This window comes from Streptomyces sp. NPDC107528 (genome assembly GCF_055639295.1).
On record NZ_JBVKAV010000005.1, the window covers coordinates 61515 to 77110 of the forward strand.

Genomic DNA, 15596 nt, shown 5'->3' on the forward strand with positions numbered 1-15596 from the left:
CTCTGCAAGAGTGCGTACACGACAAAATTGATCGTCGGGTAGGCGAGGCGGTGGGAGGACAGCGTGGCGGGCAGGCTCAAGGCGCCCACCGGTCGTTACGGCGGCAAGTCGGCCGAGGAGCGAAAGGCGGAACGACGGCGACGCTTCCTGGACGCGGCGCTCCAACTCTTCGGCGACAGCCCCGGCTACCGGGGCACCACCGTGGCGGCACTGAGCGAGGCCGCCGGCCTGTCGACCCGCCAGTTCTACGAGGAGTTCCGCGCTCTTGAGGATGTCCTGACCGCCCTTCACCTCGAGGTCAACGCCTGGGCGGAGGAGGCCGTCCTGGCGGCGGTGACCGGCGCGCAGGGCCTGCCGCTGGCCGAGCGTGCCACCGCGATCTTCCGCGAGTACGCCGCGAACGTCACCTCCGACCCGCGCCGCATCCGCATCACCTTCGTCGAGATCGTCGGCGTCAGTGCCCGCCTTGAGGAACAGCGCCTCGCCCGCCGTGCCCGCTGGATCGACCTCGTCTGCGTCGAGGTGGCGTCCGCCGTGGCCCGCGGGGAGGCGGCCCCGCGCGACTACCGCCTCGCCGTGACCGCCTTCATCGGCAGCGTCAACGGGCTGCTGCACGACTGGAGCGCCGGGTGGGTGGACGCGACGCTCGACGAGGTCGTCGACGAACTCGTCCGTATCCTGCTGGGCATTCTGCAGCCGGCGGATCCGCGGCTTGCAGGTCGCTGAGACCGGGCCCGGGGCGCGAACTCAAGGCCGGATGATGGGTGCCCGCCCGAGCCTCACGTCCCGAGCCTTCGGCGGCTCATGCCGCGAGCCGGTTCACCGCGTCGACGACCTTGGCCGTACCGTCCTCGGCGCCCAGACCCTCGGCCAGGGCCTGGGCGCGCCGGCCGTACGACGGGTCGCCGGTCGCCTCACGTACGGCCGCCGTCAACGTCTCGGCCGTCAACTTCCGTAGCGGCACGGCCCGGGGCGCCACGCCGAGCGCGACCAGACGCGCGGCCCAGAAGCCCTCGTCGAACTGGATCGGCACCGGCACGGCCGGCACTCCGGCGCGCAGACCGGCGCCCGTCGTGCCCGCACCGCAGTGGTGGATCACGGCGGCCATCCGCGGGAACAGCGCGGAGTGCGGCACCTCGTCGATGGTCAGTACGTCGTCCCCGGCGGCTTCCAGGCCACCCCAGCCCCGCTGGATCACCGTGCGCAGCCCGGCCCGGCGCAGAGCGCGTACGACCTCGGTGCTCAACGCCGCCGGATCGGGCACGGTCGCGCTGCCCAGGCCCACGAACACCGGCGGCGGGCCCGCGTCCAGGAACTCCCGCAGCGCAGGCGGCAGTTGCGCCTCGCCGTCGTACGGCCACCAGTAACCCGTCACTTCCAGGTGCGGCTGCCAGTCGCGCGGGCGGGGCACCACCAGGGGGCTGTAGCCGTGGAGCGTGCGGCCCGGGCGCGCGGCGGTGCGGGGTTTGCCGCGTGACAGCCCCAGGCGTTCCCGGACGTCCGGTACGGCCGCCGAGAAGACACGGTGGATGGCGAGGTTCACGCCGTGTCCGGCGATCCGGTTTCCGACGGCTCCCCAGGAGCCGCCCCCGAGTATCGGCGGCCCGAACTCACGGGTCGGGGCGAGCGGTTGCAGGGGTAGGTTGACGACCGGCAGCGACAGGCCCTCGGCGATGGCGTGCCCCAACGGCGCGGTGGAGCCCGCCAGGAGCAGGACGTCGCTGGTCCGTGCGGCGGCGAGCATGTCGTCCGTCATCTCTCCGGCCAGCGCCCGCGCCATCCGGACCACCCGTACGAGCTTGCCCAGCCCGGTCCCACTGCGGTGCAGGCTCCGCCCCCGCTCCGACTCCAGCTCGGCCCGTGGATCCACCGGCATCGGATGGAAGCGCACACCCGACCCGGCAACCAGCCGCTCGAAGCAACCGTGCGTGACCAGGGTGACCTCGTGTCCGGCCCGGGACAGGGCGTGCCCGAGTCCGGTGTAGGGGGCGATGTCGCCCCGGGAGCCCGCCGTCATGATCGCTACGCGCACATCGGCCAGTATGGCGGTGCGTGCCGCCCATGGCGCCAACTGTGCCTCCGTAAGGGCGACTTCAGGTCTGCCCCATCCGTTGACTTCCCTCTCCCGTGGCCCTACTTTCAGCGCCACGTGTTCGATGTTCCGACGTGCGTACGAAATATCGAACCTGCTGAGTTTCTCCCGCACGAAGGAGCCCGCATGTACCCCCCGCCCCGAATGAGTCCCGTCGGCCGCCGCAGGACCACCGCGGTGCGTGCCCTCGTCCTGGTCCTCACGGCCGTCGCCGCCCTGCTGTTCGCGGCGCCCGCCCCCGCCCAGGCGGCCACGGCCCGTCAGATACCGGTGCCCACCGCCCCCATGGGCTGGGCGTCCTGGAACGCGTTCGCCGCGAAGGTCGACTACAACGTCATCAAGCAGCAGGTCGACGCGTTCGTGGCGGCGGGTCTGCCCGAGGCCGGCTACGAGTACATCAACATCGACGAGGGCTGGTGGCAGGGCACCCGTGACGGCGCCGGCAACATCACCGTCGACGAGGCGGAGTGGCCGGGCGGCATGAAGGCCATCGCCGACTACATCCACAGCAAGGGACTCAAGGCCGGCATCTACACCGACGCGGGCAAGGACGGCTGCGGCTACTACTTCCCGACCGGTCGCCCGGCCGCGCCCGGCTCGGGCAGCGAGGGCCACTACGAGCAGGACATGCTGGCGTTCTCCCGGTGGGGCTTCGACTTCGTCAAGGTCGACTGGTGCGGCGGCGACGCCGAGGGCCTCGACCCGAGGACGACCTACCAGGCGGTCAGTGACGCCGTCGCCGCGGCCAGCGCGACCACCGGCCGCCCGCTCGCCCTCTCCCTGTGCAACTGGGGCTACGACAACCCCTGGAACTGGGCCCCGGGCATGGGCCCGATGTGGCGGACGAACACCGACATCTTCTTCCACGGCGGTACACCGTCGTACGGCAACGTCCTGACCGCGTTCGACCGGAACATCCACCCCACGGCCCAGCACACCGGCTACTACAACGACCCCGACATGATGGTCGTCGGCATGACGGGCCTGACCGCCGCCCAGAACCGCAGCCACATGAACCTGTGGGCGATCTCCGGCGCCCCGCTCCTCACCGGCCTCGACCTCACCACCATGACCGCCGAGACGGCGAGCATTCTCAAGAACCCCGAGGTCATCGCCGTCGACCAGGACCCGCGCGGCCTGCAGGGCGTCGAGGTCGCCGAGGACACCTCCGGTCTCCAGGTGTACGGCAAGGTGCTGTCAGGCAACGGCAACCGTGCCGTCGTCCTCCTCAACCGCACGTCGACCACGCAGAACATGACCGTGCGCTGGTCCGACCTCGGCCTGACGAACGCCGCCGCGACCGTCCGTGACCTGTGGGCCCGGCAGAACCTCGCCACCACCGGCACGAGTCACACCACCAGCGTCCCGGCCGACGGCTCGGTGATGCTGACGGTCACCGGTGGCACGGAGCAGTCCGCGAGCACCTACAGCGGCACGTCTAGCTTCTCCGGCGTGGTCGCGGGAAGCGCCGGCCTGAAGACGGTCGAGGTCTCCTATACCAACAACACGTCGACGGCCCGCACGGCCACGCTCACTGTCAACGGCCAGACCCCGACCAAGGTCTCCTTCCCGCCGACCGGCTCCGCTCCCGGCAACATCTCCGTCAACGTCTCCCTCGCCAAGAGCAGCTCCAACACCCTCTCCTTCACCGGCGCCCCGACCCTCGACGGCATCGTCGTCCGGCCGCTGCCCGGTGGGAACGGCACGCTGATCGCGGGGACCGGGTCCGGCCGCTGCGCGGACATCGACGACAACACCATCGTCAACGGCACCGACGCCCAGCTGTGGGACTGCACCGCCGGGCGGAACCAGGTCTGGCAGTACAACAGCACCCGCAAGGAGTTGGTGGTCCACGGCAACAAGTGCCTCGACGCCTACAACCTCGGCACCACCAACGGCACCCGGGTCGTCATCTGGGACTGCAACGGCCAGAGCAACCAGAAGTGGAACCTCAACAGCGACGGCACCATCACCAACGTCAACGCCGGGCTCTGTCTTGACGCGTACGGGGCGGCCACCGCCAATGGCACCAAGCTGGTGCTCTGGAGCTGCAACGGCCAGGACAACCAGAAGTGGACGGTGAGCTAGTGCCGACCTAGGCGAGGCACACCACGAGCACACCGAGTGCCAGGGCGCAGGCCAGCAGCCAGCCGGCCAGCAGACGGCGCCGCAGGTCGCGGTACCTCGCCTCGTACTCGTCCCGCAGTCTCCCGGCACGCGCCGCAGTGTGTTGCCAGGAGCCGCGGGCGAGTGCGAGGTACTCCGCCTCGAACCGCCGCTCCACCTCGTCGCGCTGAGTGCCCGTCAGCCAGTGCAGCGGCGCGCTGAAACGGGCGGCGGCCGTACGGCCCTCATCGCGGGTCGCGGCGAGCAGCAGATGCCCCTCGACGTCGTTCAGGAAGTCGTCCGTGACGCTCACAGAGTGGTCAACTCCCTCTCCGGCGCGGGTGCGTGATGCAGGTCGAAGGCCGGGGATTCGGATCGGATCCGCGGCAGTATGACGAAGTTGTGCCGCGGCGGCGGGCAGGACGTCGCCCACTCCAGCGAGCGGCCGTACCCCCAGGGGTCGTCGGTCTCGACATTCGCGCCGTATTTCGCGGTCTTCCAGATGTTGTAGAAGAACGGCAGGAGCGACGCGCCGAGCACGAACGAGAAAACGGTCGACAGGCTGTTCAGCGCCGTCAGCCCTTCCACCGCCAGATAGTCGGGAATACGGCGCTGCATTCCGTTCACACCCAGCCAGTGCTGCACCAGGAACGTGCCGTGGAAGCCGACGAACAGCGTCCAGAAGGTCATCTTCCCGAGGCGCTCGTCGAGCATCTTGCCGGTCATCTTCGGCCACCAGAAGTGGAAGCCGGAGAACATCGCGAAGACGACGGTGCCGAAGACGACGTAGTGGAAGTGGGCGACGACGAAGTACGAGTCGGACACATGGAAGTCCAGTGGCGGTGAGGCCAGGATGACACCGGTCAGACCACCGAAGACGAAGGTGATCAGGAAGCCGACCGCCCAGAGCATCGGTGTCTCGAAGGACAACGAGCCCTTCCACATCGTTCCGATCCAGTTGAAGAACTTCACGCCCGTCGGGACGGCGATGAGGAATGTCATGAAAGCGAAGAACGGCAACAGCACACCGCCGGTGACGTACATGTGGTGCGCCCACACCGTCACGGACAGACCCGCGATCGCGATGGTCGCCGCGATCAGACCCATGTAGCCGAACATCGGCTTCCGGGAGAAGACCGGAATCACTTCGGAAATGATTCCGAAGAAGGGCAGGGCGATGATGTACACCTCTGGATGGCCGAAGAACCAGAAGAGGTGTTGCCACAGCAGGGCCCCGCCGTTGGCCGAGTCGAAGATGTGGGCGCCGAACTTGCGGTCCGCCTCCAGCGCGAACAGCGCCGCCGCGAGGACGGGGAAGGCGAGCAGGACCAGGACGGCCGTCAGCAGCACGTTCCACACGAAGATCGGCATGCGGAACATGGTCATGCCGGGGGCGCGCATGCAGATGATCGTGGTGATGAAGTTGACCGAGCCGAGGATGGTGCCGAAGCCGGAGAAGGCCAGGCCCATGATCCACATGTCGGCGCCGATACCCGGGCTGCGGACCGCGTCCGACAGCGGGGAGTAGGCGAACCAGCCGAAGTCGGCCGCGCCGTCCGGGGTGAGGAAGCCACCCACCGCGATGAGCGAGCCGAACAGGTACAGCCAGTAGGCGAACATGTTCAGCCGCGGGAACGCCACGTCCGGCGCGCCGATCTGCAGCGGCATGATCCAGTTCGCGAAGCCGGCGAACAGCGGCGTCGCGAACATCAGCAGCATGATCGTGCCGTGCATCGTGAACGCCTGGTTGAACTGCTCGTTCGACACGATCTGCAGACCGGGCCGGGCGAGCTCGGCGCGCATCAACAGCGCCATCACGCCACCGATGCAGAAGAAAGCGAACGAAGTGACCAAATAGAGCGTTCCGATCGTCTTGTGGTCAGTGGTGGTCAGCCACTGGACGACCCTGGTGCCTGTGACGTTTCTGATCCTCTTCACGCCCCGCCTGTGTCCGCGGCCCACCCGCACGTCACACTCGGGGGGCGCGACAAGAATCACGGAAACGGGTGTGACGATCCGGCCGGTGCCGGACACGAACGGAACATGAGCAACGACGAGATCTTCGCCGCTGCCTATCGCGAGCACTACTGGGCGGTCAGCCGCTATGTCGCGCGGCGACTGGACGGGCGTACGAGTGAGGTCGAGGAAGTGGTGGCGGAGGTCTTCACCGTCGCCTGGCGGCGCCGGGACGACCTCCCGGCCGCACCGCTGCCCTGGCTGTACGGCGTGGCGCGCAACTGCCTGGCGAACGCGGTACGCGGCTACGGGCGCCGGCGGAGACTGGTCGACCGGCTCGGCAACGACGAGACCGCGCACGGCCGGCACATCGTGGACAGCCCCGACGCGGAGGCACCGGGCGCCTGGGTGCACGAGGCGCTGCACCGGCTGTCCCCGGCCGACCAGGAGGTCCTGCGTCTGACGGCGTGGGAGGAACTGGGCGTCGAGGAGGTCGCCGTGGCACTCGGCTGCGGCAGTCGGGCCGCGGCCATGCGGCTGCACCGGGCCCGGCGCCGACTCAGAGCCGAGATCGACCGTTTGAGCCCGACGACCGTGTCCAAGGAACGAAGCCATGGCTGACGAACTCGAACTGCTGCGCGGAGCCAACCCGGTACCGGTCGACGGCCCGCACTTCGGTGACGGCCCGCTGGACCATCATGCGGAACGCCACCTCGACCGGCTGCTGCACGAACGCGCCACCGCCACCGCCACGCCCGCCACCGCCGCCGTCCCCCGTCGCCGCACCCGGCTGGCCTGGGGTCTCGCGGCCACGGCCGTCGTCGCGGCGCTCGTGTCGGCGTTGCTGTTCACGGGCCAGACGACGGCCCCCGCTGTCGCCGCGCCGCGGCCCCTGGTCGTGCAGACGGATACCTCGCCCGTCCCGCTGAAGGAGCTGGCCGAGCGTGCCGAGCGGGCGGCGGCGGACAACGCGCCCGCACTGCGCAAGGGCACGCACGTGCAGGCGTGGAGCCTGGCCATGAGCGACAAGAAGCCGCCCATCACGCTCCCGATCGAGCGCATCGTGCGATGGCACGCCGACGACAGCCACACGGAGATCGTCGTGGCGACCGACCCGCGCCACCCCGGCCGGCCGGTCCTGACCGACGAGGACGGCGAGCCGCGTCCGGTCGAGGACGGCCATGTCCTCAGCAAGCAGACGTACCCGCGCAGTTGGAGCGACGCTCCGCCGCAGTCGCCGCCTCCCACCGACGTCGCAGGCCTGCGTGCCTACCTGCAGGAGGCCGCGTACAGCAGGACCGCGCTGACCACCGGCGAGCTCCTCGACGCCGTCGGGTCGCTGCTCGGCACCTGGACGCTCGGCGCCCGCGAGTCGGCGACGCTCGCGCGACTCCTCGCGGACACGGCGGGGCTCAAGCCGCTCGGCCAGGTGACGGACCGTCTCGGACGGCGCGGACAGGCCTACGTTGTGGACCTGCCCGGCACCCGCGAGATGCTGATCATGGACCCGGCCACCGGCGCCGTGCTCGGCCTTGAGACGACCTTCACGAAGGCCGAACCGGAGTACGGCGTCAAGGCCGGCGACGTGATGTCGTACAGCGCGTGGATGCGCTGATCACGCTCGATGCCGGGTACGCCGGATACGGACAGCACGATGCGATGCAGGAAGCCGGCGAGGCCGCACCGCGCGCAGCGCCGTGCGCGCGAGAGCGGCGGACAGCAGTCGGCCCGCCGCGGACACCGGCCATGGCCGCCCGGACCTGACCAAACGTGACCGGCCCGCGGCGGCACGCGCCGAGAAGGTCCAGCTCAACCGTGACGTGACCTGGACCTCCGGCAGCGTCCTCCCTACTCGTCCCATGCCTCGATGATGATCTGCCGCGAGATCCTGCCGTCGCGCAGCGTGATCATCGACTCGGACATGACGCGCACACCGTCCGCATACTCACAGGACTCGCTGTAGGCCGCGCTGTCGCCCTGGATCACGCAGCCTTCCAGCTTGTGCGTCATGTCGCGGCTGTAGACATCGGTGAGCATGTCGGCGATCTCGTTGCGGCCGTGCAGCACCTTCGGGTGGCTGGGCTGGGCGTTGCGGTTCACGACGCGTATCTCCGCGTCGTCCGTGTACAGCGACAGAAGCGAATCCGGGCTTTGTCCTTCCACGGCCCGGCGCAGTGTGTCGGTGTCGAAAGACGGGCGTGCAGCGGTGCCCATGGTGACCTCCTCCGAGGCCCGCGGCAGGACGAGGAGCGGCCGCGAGGGCCTCACCTTTGAGAGTCCTCCGCCCCGCCGGACTCGGCAAGCCCAGCCGAATCCACGCGCCCGCCCAGGCCCCTCCGCGCCCCGGAACCGCCGTCCAGGAAGTGGAATCCGGGCCGTGGGTGCATGAGGAAGTCATGGTGGGAGATGTTCCACGCATATGCCCCCACCAGCGCGAATGCCACCCGGTCCCCGGCCCGCAGTCCCGGTGCCGGGACCCGGCGGGCCAGGATGTCCTTCGGGGTGCACAGCTGTCCGGCCAGTGTGATCCTCCCCGGGACTTCGTCCGAGGGGGCCCCGATCCCGGTTCGCTCGTCCGCGGCGGCCGGCCGTGGCCATGGGTGCGGCCAGGCGTCCACCGGCAGGACGGAGCACGGCTGGTCGTGCCCCTTGGTCGCCGGCGTCCGCAGATGGTGGGTGCCGCCCCGGACGACGGCGAACTCCTCGCCGTGACTGCGCTTCACGTCCAGTACCTCGGTGGCGTACCAGCCGCAGTACGCCGTGAGCGCCCGGCCCGGCTCGATGCGCAGGGTGAGCCCCGGGTGCCGTTCGGTCAGCCGGGCGAGCCCGATGCCGTACGTCTCCCAGCCGAAGCGCCGTTCCGGGGCGGCGTAGTCGACGTGCATGCCGCCGCCGACGTTCACTTCGGCGAGCCGGACACCGAGCCGGACGCCGAGCCCTGTCGCCCAGGCGACGACGGACTCGGCCACCGCCACCTGCTCCGGGGCTTCGAGCCCGCTGGCCAGGTGGGCGTGCACGCCGCGCAGTTCGAGCTGCGGGTACGTCCCGTCCGTCAGCGCGCCGATCACCGCTTCGGCTCGCTCGGGATCCATGCCGAACGGGGTCGGCCGGCCGCCCATGGCCAGGGAGCTGCCCGCCAACGTCCCGTCGGCCACCGGCAGGTTGACGCGCGGCAGCACCGCCACCCGCCGCCCGGGCGTCACACGTCGCGCCAACTCGGCCAGCATGCGCAGCTCGTGCGCGCTCTCGACGTGGAAGCGCTCGGCTCCCGTCTCCAGCGCGGCCGTCACCTCGTCCGGTGTCTTGCCGGGACCGCCGAAGACGAGCGGACGACCCGGCACCGCCTTGGCGACGTGGGCGAGTTCGCCGCCCGAGGAGACCTCGTAGCCGTCGACGTACGGACCGAGCGCGGCCAGGATCTCCGGCTCCGGGTTGGCCTTCGCGGCGTAGTACAGCTCGACCCGCTCGGGCAACGCGGCACGCACGGCGGCGGCGTGGGTGCGCAGGGCCGTCATGTCGTAGACGTACGCGGGCAGTTCGGTTGCGGGCAGGGACAGGATGCGGTCGCGTACCGCGGGCGTGGGGTCGGTCATCGGGCAGCGCTCCCGGTCGTGTCGCGCAGGATGTCCTCGGCGAGCGGCGACGGCAGCCGGACGTAGCCCGCCTCCCGGTCGGCCTTGCGCTCCCAGCGGGTGAGGAGATTGGCCTTGGCGGGCAACGGCACCCCGGCGAGCAGGGCGGACAGCCGGGGCGGGCAGCCGAACCGGTCGGTGTACGCCCGGAGCGTGTCGCGTACCCGGCTCCACAGCGCGGCCTCCGCCTGCGGGTGCAGGTCGGCGAGCGCGGCCAGCAGCTCGGCGATGTGGTTGACCAGCAGGCAGTACACGACGCGGTCCCAGCCGCGCTGTGCGTCGTAGGTCAGGGGCCCCGCGACCTCCGGCGGCAGCGCGGCGAGGGTGTCCTCGTGGTGGTCGAGGACCAGCTTGGTGCCCTCCAGGTCGCGGAACAGGACCTGGGCGGGCCGACCTTCGCCGTCGACGCAGATCAGGACGTTCTGGAGGTGGGGTTCGAGGACCAGCCCGTGGTCGAAGTAGGCGGCCAGGACGGGCGGCAGGAGAAGGTCCAGATACGTCGACCACCAGTCGAGGGCCGCCTGTTCGTCGGCCCCGGCGAGGAGGCGGGAGATGTGGGCGGGGCCGGTCGGGTACTCGTCGGCGACGGCGGCGGCGAGCAGGGGAGTGGTGCCCGGGGTGAGCCGTCGCGGCAGGCCCTCGCGGACGATGACGCCGAAACCCTCGAACAGTGCGCGGTCCGGTGTGCCGTCGGGGCCGGGGAGGGCGAGCGTGCGGTAGGCGGGCTCGCGCAGGACGGCGCTGGCGGGGAAGCGCTCGGCGAGGTCGGCCAGCGCCGGTGCCAGGACGCGGGTGAGGGCGACGGCGCCGCAGAGCTCGTAACTGCTGTTCTTGCGCAGGCAGTTGGTGATCCGCACATTCAGGCTGAACTTGAGGAACGTCTCCCCGTCGTACAGCGTGCGCACCGACGCGGTGGCGGCGAACGGCCGTCCGCCCGGGCCCACGTCGACGACGTCGCCGCGGTCCAGGGCGGCGCGCAGCAGCGGGTGCTCGCGGAGTGTCTCGTACTGCCAGGGGTGCGCGGGCAGCAGCCGGTAGCCGGCCGGCACGTCGGCGCGCTGCCGGTCCAGGGCGGCGACGGCCGCCGGGTCGGCGTGTTCCTCGGCGATCAGATCGGCGCGCACGGCGAGGTGCCGCAGCGGGAAGGCGGCCCCGGCCTCCGGGGCGTACGCGGACCAGGCGCGCGGGTCGCCCGTGCGGGCCTTCGGCGTGGGGTGGAAGCGGTGGCCGAAGAGGAGGGACTGCTCGGAGGCGAGGTAGGTGGAGAGCCGGTCGTCGGTCGGATGGTGAGCCGCACGCGTGGCGGCGAGAGCCGTGTCGACGGCCTCGTGGCTGGAGGCGATCTGCTCCAGGAACTCCTCGTTGCGCACGCCCGTGCGCAGCGACAGCTCGTCGTGGGTGTACTCGGCGAGGCGCCGCCAGCCCACCTCGGCCCATGCACCGTCCCGCTGCTCGCTCACCGGTCCGGTGAACCGGTGCGCACCCAACAGCGAGGTGCGGCGCAGGGCGACGCGCAGCAGGACGCTGCGGCGCGGCAGCCGCAGCAGCAGCCGTCCGTCGGTGACGACGGACTGGTGCTCGGGGCCGGACACCTCGCGCAGCAGGCAGTTGAGGAGGGTGTGGGCCACTGCCTCGTCGGCGGTGGGCAGGCCGGTGCGGGCGAGTGGGGTACCGCCCCGCTCGTCGAGCGGCGTCGAGAGCTCGGGGGAGCTCCCGTGGGAGTCGGTCAGGGAGGGCATCAGTGGCTCCAGCGGGTGCGCAGGTGCAGAGTGGGGAGAAGAGCGGCTGTGACGGCGGCAGCGGCGCCGCCTATCAGCACGGGTGCGGCCGGCCCGTAGCGGGCGCTGCCGGCCGCCGCGGTCACGCCGGCGGCTACCGCGCCGGCCTTGGAGAAGAACTCCAGTGAACCGAACAGCCTGCCGGGCGCCCGGCCCTTGGCGCTGTCGGCGGCCGGCACCGACAGACAGACCAGGCCGAGCGTGAGGCCGGCCCCCAGCAGCAGCCTTACGGCGATCAGCGCGGTCAGTGGGCCGGCGATCCCGTGTCCGGCGAGCCCAAGCGCTGTGCAGGCGAAGCCGAGCACGAGGCCGGCCCGTGGGCGGCTGCGGAAGGCGGCGTGCACCGCCAGCGCGGCCACCAGATAGCACAGGTGGGGCAGGGCGAACAGGACGCCGGCCAGCGCCGGTGAGGTGCCAGGGAGCCGGTCGCGGACGAGTTCGACGAGGTAGGGGAAGGAGATGACGGTCGCGAACACGAAGGCGAACTCCAGGGCGAACAGGCCCTTGAGCGACCACACCTCGGGCACCTCGGCGGATATGGCCTCCGGCTCCGGCCGAGGCTCCTCGGCCGGAGCCGGTTCGGGCAGCGCCGCGAGCAGCAGCGCGGCCGTCAGCGGCAGTACGGCGGGCAGGGCGTACTGCCGGTGCGGGGACAGCCAGCCCGACAGCGAGCCGACCAGGATCGGCGCGGCGACCAGCGCGGCCCGTGCGCTGCCCTGCATCAGGGTGAGCGCCTTCGACAGGGCCGGGCCCTCCAGGGCCGCGCCCAGATAGCCGTTGGACGCGGCGAAGGTGCCGCCCAGGACCCCCTGGAGCACCAGCGCCACCGTGAACGTGGCCAGCGAGTCCGCCCAGCCCGCCAGCAGGAAGGACAGTGCGAGCCCCAACTGGGCGCGCAGCAACAGCCGTTTACGGCCGTAGCGGTCCGTGAGCCGTCCCCACAGCGGGGCACCGAGCGCACCGAACACGGTCGGCACGACGTAGAGCACGCCCGCCCAGCGTGCGTCCCGGTCGCCCAGCTCCGGCAGGATCTCGGTGAGATACGGCGGCAGCCCCAGCGCGGCGAAGGACGCCACGAAGTAGCAGCCCGCCACCGCGTGCACCTGCCCGCGCCCGAACCCCGACCGCGGCAACCGCAGAGCTTGGGCGCTCATGCCGAAGCCCCCTCCCGCAGCAGGTAGTTGGGTCCCGTCGTGTAGTGCTTGTTGATGTCGGCCGCACCCGAGCGTTCCTTGGACAGCAGCGTCCCGGCGGACACCATCGCCTTCACCGGCAGCTCGGCGGCCTCCAGCACACGGGCGCGCAGGACGTCGGCCGCGTCGCCGCCGAGCCGGTCGACGGCCTCCGCCAGCCGGTCACGCAGGAGCTCCAGCAGCGCACGGCGGTACCGGGGCAGCCCGAACGCGTACGCGCCGGCGCACAGATGCACGGTGATCGTGGCGAAGAGGTCGGCGACCGGCCCGTCGTCCGTACCGAGGATCCGCGCGTCGTCGAACCCCCACGGCCCCGGCAGCACGGCGTCCAGCCGTTCGGTGTTGACGCGCGGCCCGTCGTTGTCCTTGAACAACAGCCGCAGGCTGCCCGGCCGCAGGACCAGCGAGACGTTCTGCTGGTGCGACTCCAGGGCGATGCCATAACCGAACAGCGTGGTCTGCCAGTCGAACAGCAGGGTGAGGGCCGCGTCGAGCAGGGCCGGCGGGTCGCCGCCGTAGAACCGGTCGGCGAGACCGTCGATCACCGGCCGTCCGTCGGGCGCCGGTGCGAGGAGCGCCGCCATCGGCACCACCACGGCGTCGTCGAGGCCGGACGGGTGGCGGCGGCACAGGACGGCGAGCAGCTCGTGCCCGGCATGCGCGTACGTCGTCTCGTCGGCATGCAGGATCGTGTCCCGGAACCGTGGCTCACGGTCGGTCACCGCCTCCAGCAGCCGCTGCCCCGCCGCACCGTCGACGAGCGTGCCGGGCTTGATGGTCCGCTTGTTGCGCAGCCCCAACGTCGCCGTGACAAGGGGGAGTTTGAGATGCACGGAGGGATCCGTGACCGTGACGACCGTCCTCATGGACAACGTCGGTACGACGTCCAGGTGAGCCCGGTCGGCGAGCACCGTGCCGTCCGGGAGGCCGGCGGCGCGCACGGCGTCGACGGTCAGCGGATGGACCGGCAGCATCACATGCGTGCCCAGAACCTCGGGCAGTCCGAGGCTCGCGGGCGTCGGCCAGAACTCCGGCAGCGCACCCGCCAGGGTGACCGCGTCCCGGGGCACGGCGACCCAGCGCAACGCGAAGCGCGGACGGAACTCCGGGGCATACGCCCGAAGTTGCTCCTCGTGCAGCCCCGAGCGGCCCCGCGCCGTCGGGTAGACCGGATGGTCGTGACGGGCGGCGAGGGTGTCGAACACCAGGCCGCTACCGAGGCCCGTCCCGCGCCAAAGGCCGTCCCCGAGGCCCGCCATGACCTCCGCCCGCGTCACGGCGTGCAACCGCATCGTGGCCAGCGTCTGTCGGCACTCCTCGGCGAACGCGTCGAAGCCGCCCCGGTCCTCCGGTTCGGCGAGCGCCCGCAGCGCGCCGAGCACGGTGTCGTGCGACGTCAGCTCGGCGCCGTCCGACTCGCGCAGCAGGAGCGGCAGCCGGGCGGCGTACACGCACTGGTAGCCGTCCTCGGCCACCGGCAGCAGCAGCGCGTCGCCGCCCGGCGTCGTCAGGCGCACCCAGTCGCCGTCCGGCCGGTGCACGAGAGCGCCGCGCGTGCGCAGCCCGGCCACGTCCTCCCGCAGCAGCGCACTGAGCACCCGCGTCAGCAGCTGCGCCTCGCAGGTGTCCGGCACGGCCGGCGCGGTCACGGCTTGATCTCCCAGCGCCGCTCGGCCAGGAATCCGGCCACCACCCGGTCCACGGTCGGCTGGTCGGTGCCGGTGGCCCGCAGGACGCCGAGGTAGTCGCGGTTGGTGCGGTACAGCTCGTGTCGCTCACCCGGCGCGCGCAGCGGACGGTACGTCAGATGCACGCCACTGACGTCGAGTTCAGTGGACTCCGGGGCGTCGACGAGGGTGCCCTCGCGGTCTGCGCACGGGTACTCCAGGCGGGCCGCACCGTCCCGGCGGGTGCCCAGGTCGGCCGGGAGCGGCTCGCCCAGGTGGGTGCGCAGGATGTGCTCGAAGAGCGGGATCTCCAGCAGCCGGGCGAGCAGCAGGTCGCACTGGTCGCCGATGGCGCGGTAGTTGACCTCGATGATCCGCGCCCGTCCCTCGTGCACCACGAACTCGGTGTGACAGGCGCCGAACCCGACGCCCAGCGCGTCCAGTTGCTCCAGAACCCGCGCGACGACCGGCTCGGGGTGGGCGGGGACGAAGGTGAGGCGTTCCTCGATGAAGTACGGAGGCGGCGACAGCTCTGTGTGGAAGCCGCCCAGGACATGGCGGACCCGCCCGTCGCCGAGGGTCTCCAGGGTGAACAGGTTGCCGGGCAGATACTCCTCGACGACCAGGACGGTGCCGGGGCGGCGCTCCAGGATCGCCTTGGAGTGTGTCACCAGCTCCTCCGGGCCGTGCACGAGGACGACGTCCTCGCTGGCCACGCCCTCGCGCGGCTTGACGACACACGGGTACGGCGTGCCGCCGGGTGCGACCGGTTCGGTCAGCTCGGCAGACCGGACGGTGTCCATGCCGGCCGCGGCCAGGCGGCGGCGCATCTCGGCCTTGTCCTTGCAGCGCAGGGTGGCCCGCCAGTCCTTGCCGGGGAGGCCGAAGTAGGCGGCGGCCAGGGCTGCCTGGGTCTGGAGGTGGTCGCTGTTGGTGAAGACGGCGTCGGGCTTGTGATGGGTCGAGACGCGGGTGATCACAGCCCGGAAGTCACGGACGTCGCACTCCAGGATTTCGATGTCCGGGTAGGCGCGGCGGTGGGAGTCGGGCTGGTCGGTGAGGACGGTGACGTCCAGGCCCAGCCGGGCCGCGGCGGGCAGGAAGCCCTCGGAGACGGAGTCGGTGGGGTTGAGAGCGAGCAGGTACAGGCGCATGCCGGGTGAACAACTTCC

At 71.3% G+C, this 15596-nt stretch carries 13 protein-coding genes; 4 read left to right on the forward strand and 9 right to left on the reverse strand.

Translation table 11 applies throughout. From position 1 onward, the window contains the following. Window positions 1-63: 63 nt before the first annotated feature. Window positions 64-726, forward strand: coding sequence for a TetR/AcrR family transcriptional regulator (locus ACZ7L5_RS17215; RefSeq protein WP_383230379.1), 663 nt, complete (start codon window positions 64-66; stop codon window positions 724-726). A gap of 76 nt (window positions 727-802) precedes the next feature. Here ACZ7L5_RS17215 and ACZ7L5_RS17220 read toward each other — a convergent pair whose 3' ends face one another. Continuing rightward, window positions 803-2017 carry a glycosyltransferase gene (locus ACZ7L5_RS17220; protein WP_471518112.1) on the reverse strand — a complete coding sequence of 405 codons (1215 nt, stop codon included), beginning with the start codon at window positions 2015-2017 and terminating at the stop codon, window positions 803-805. Window positions 2018-2218: 201 nt separating this feature from the next. Here ACZ7L5_RS17220 and ACZ7L5_RS17225 point away from each other — a divergent pair, with 201 nt between their 5' ends. Beyond that, window positions 2219-4180, forward strand: a complete 1962-nt coding sequence (locus tag ACZ7L5_RS17225) for an RICIN domain-containing protein (RefSeq protein ID WP_471517436.1) — start codon at window positions 2219-2221, stop codon at window positions 4178-4180. Window positions 4181-4187: 7 nt separating this feature from the next. Here ACZ7L5_RS17225 and ACZ7L5_RS17230 read toward each other — a convergent pair whose 3' ends face one another. After that, window positions 4188-4511, reverse strand: coding sequence for a hypothetical protein (locus ACZ7L5_RS17230; protein WP_471517437.1), 324 nt, complete (start codon window positions 4509-4511; stop codon window positions 4188-4190). Beyond that, window positions 4508-6136, reverse strand: a complete 1629-nt coding sequence (gene ctaD, locus ACZ7L5_RS17235) for an aa3-type cytochrome oxidase subunit I (RefSeq protein WP_471517439.1) — start codon at window positions 6134-6136, stop codon at window positions 4508-4510. Before ctaD ends, ACZ7L5_RS17230 begins: the two co-directional genes overlap by 4 nt. A gap of 105 nt (window positions 6137-6241) precedes the next feature. Here ctaD and ACZ7L5_RS17240 point away from each other — a divergent pair, with 105 nt between their 5' ends. Together ACZ7L5_RS17240 and ACZ7L5_RS17245 are read left to right on the forward strand one after the other, a co-directional pair. Then, window positions 6242-6775 carry an RNA polymerase sigma factor gene (locus ACZ7L5_RS17240; RefSeq protein ID WP_471517441.1) on the forward strand — a complete coding sequence of 178 codons (534 nt, stop codon included), beginning with the start codon at window positions 6242-6244 and terminating at the stop codon, window positions 6773-6775. After that, on the forward strand, window positions 6768-7769 hold the full coding sequence (locus tag ACZ7L5_RS17245) for a CU044_5270 family protein (protein ID WP_471517442.1): 1002 nt from the start codon (window positions 6768-6770) through the stop codon (window positions 7767-7769). Before ACZ7L5_RS17240 ends, ACZ7L5_RS17245 begins: the two co-directional genes overlap by 8 nt. Window positions 7770-8002: 233 nt before the next feature. Here ACZ7L5_RS17245 and ACZ7L5_RS17250 read toward each other — a convergent pair whose 3' ends face one another. From ACZ7L5_RS17250 to ACZ7L5_RS17275, 6 genes are read right to left on the reverse strand one after another with little or no spacing between them, the layout of a single operon-like run. Then, window positions 8003-8368 (reverse strand): nuclear transport factor 2 family protein, encoded by a 366-nt coding sequence (locus tag ACZ7L5_RS17250; protein WP_471517443.1) that lies wholly within the window; start codon window positions 8366-8368, stop codon window positions 8003-8005. A gap of 50 nt (window positions 8369-8418) precedes the next feature. Next, on the reverse strand, window positions 8419-9747 hold the full coding sequence (locus ACZ7L5_RS17255) for a type III PLP-dependent enzyme (protein ID WP_471517444.1): 1329 nt from the start codon (window positions 9745-9747) through the stop codon (window positions 8419-8421). Next, entirely contained in the window at window positions 9744-11525 is a 1782-nt protein-coding gene (locus ACZ7L5_RS17260) for an IucA/IucC family protein (RefSeq protein WP_471517445.1), read from the reverse strand. Before ACZ7L5_RS17260 ends, ACZ7L5_RS17255 begins: the two co-directional genes overlap by 4 nt. Beyond that, window positions 11525-12718, reverse strand: a complete 1194-nt coding sequence (locus ACZ7L5_RS17265; protein WP_471517446.1) for an MFS transporter — start codon at window positions 12716-12718, stop codon at window positions 11525-11527. Before ACZ7L5_RS17265 ends, ACZ7L5_RS17260 begins: the two co-directional genes overlap by 1 nt. Then, a complete protein-coding gene (locus ACZ7L5_RS17270) occupies window positions 12715-14406 on the reverse strand; it encodes an IucA/IucC family protein (RefSeq protein WP_471517448.1) in 1692 nt (563 codons plus the stop codon). The genes ACZ7L5_RS17265 and ACZ7L5_RS17270 overlap by 4 nt, the downstream gene beginning before the upstream one ends. Continuing rightward, window positions 14403-15578 carry an ATP-grasp domain-containing protein gene (locus tag ACZ7L5_RS17275; RefSeq protein ID WP_471517449.1) on the reverse strand — a complete coding sequence of 392 codons (1176 nt, stop codon included), beginning with the start codon at window positions 15576-15578 and terminating at the stop codon, window positions 14403-14405. The genes ACZ7L5_RS17270 and ACZ7L5_RS17275 overlap by 4 nt, the downstream gene beginning before the upstream one ends. Between the last annotated feature and the right edge of the window lie 18 nt (window positions 15579-15596).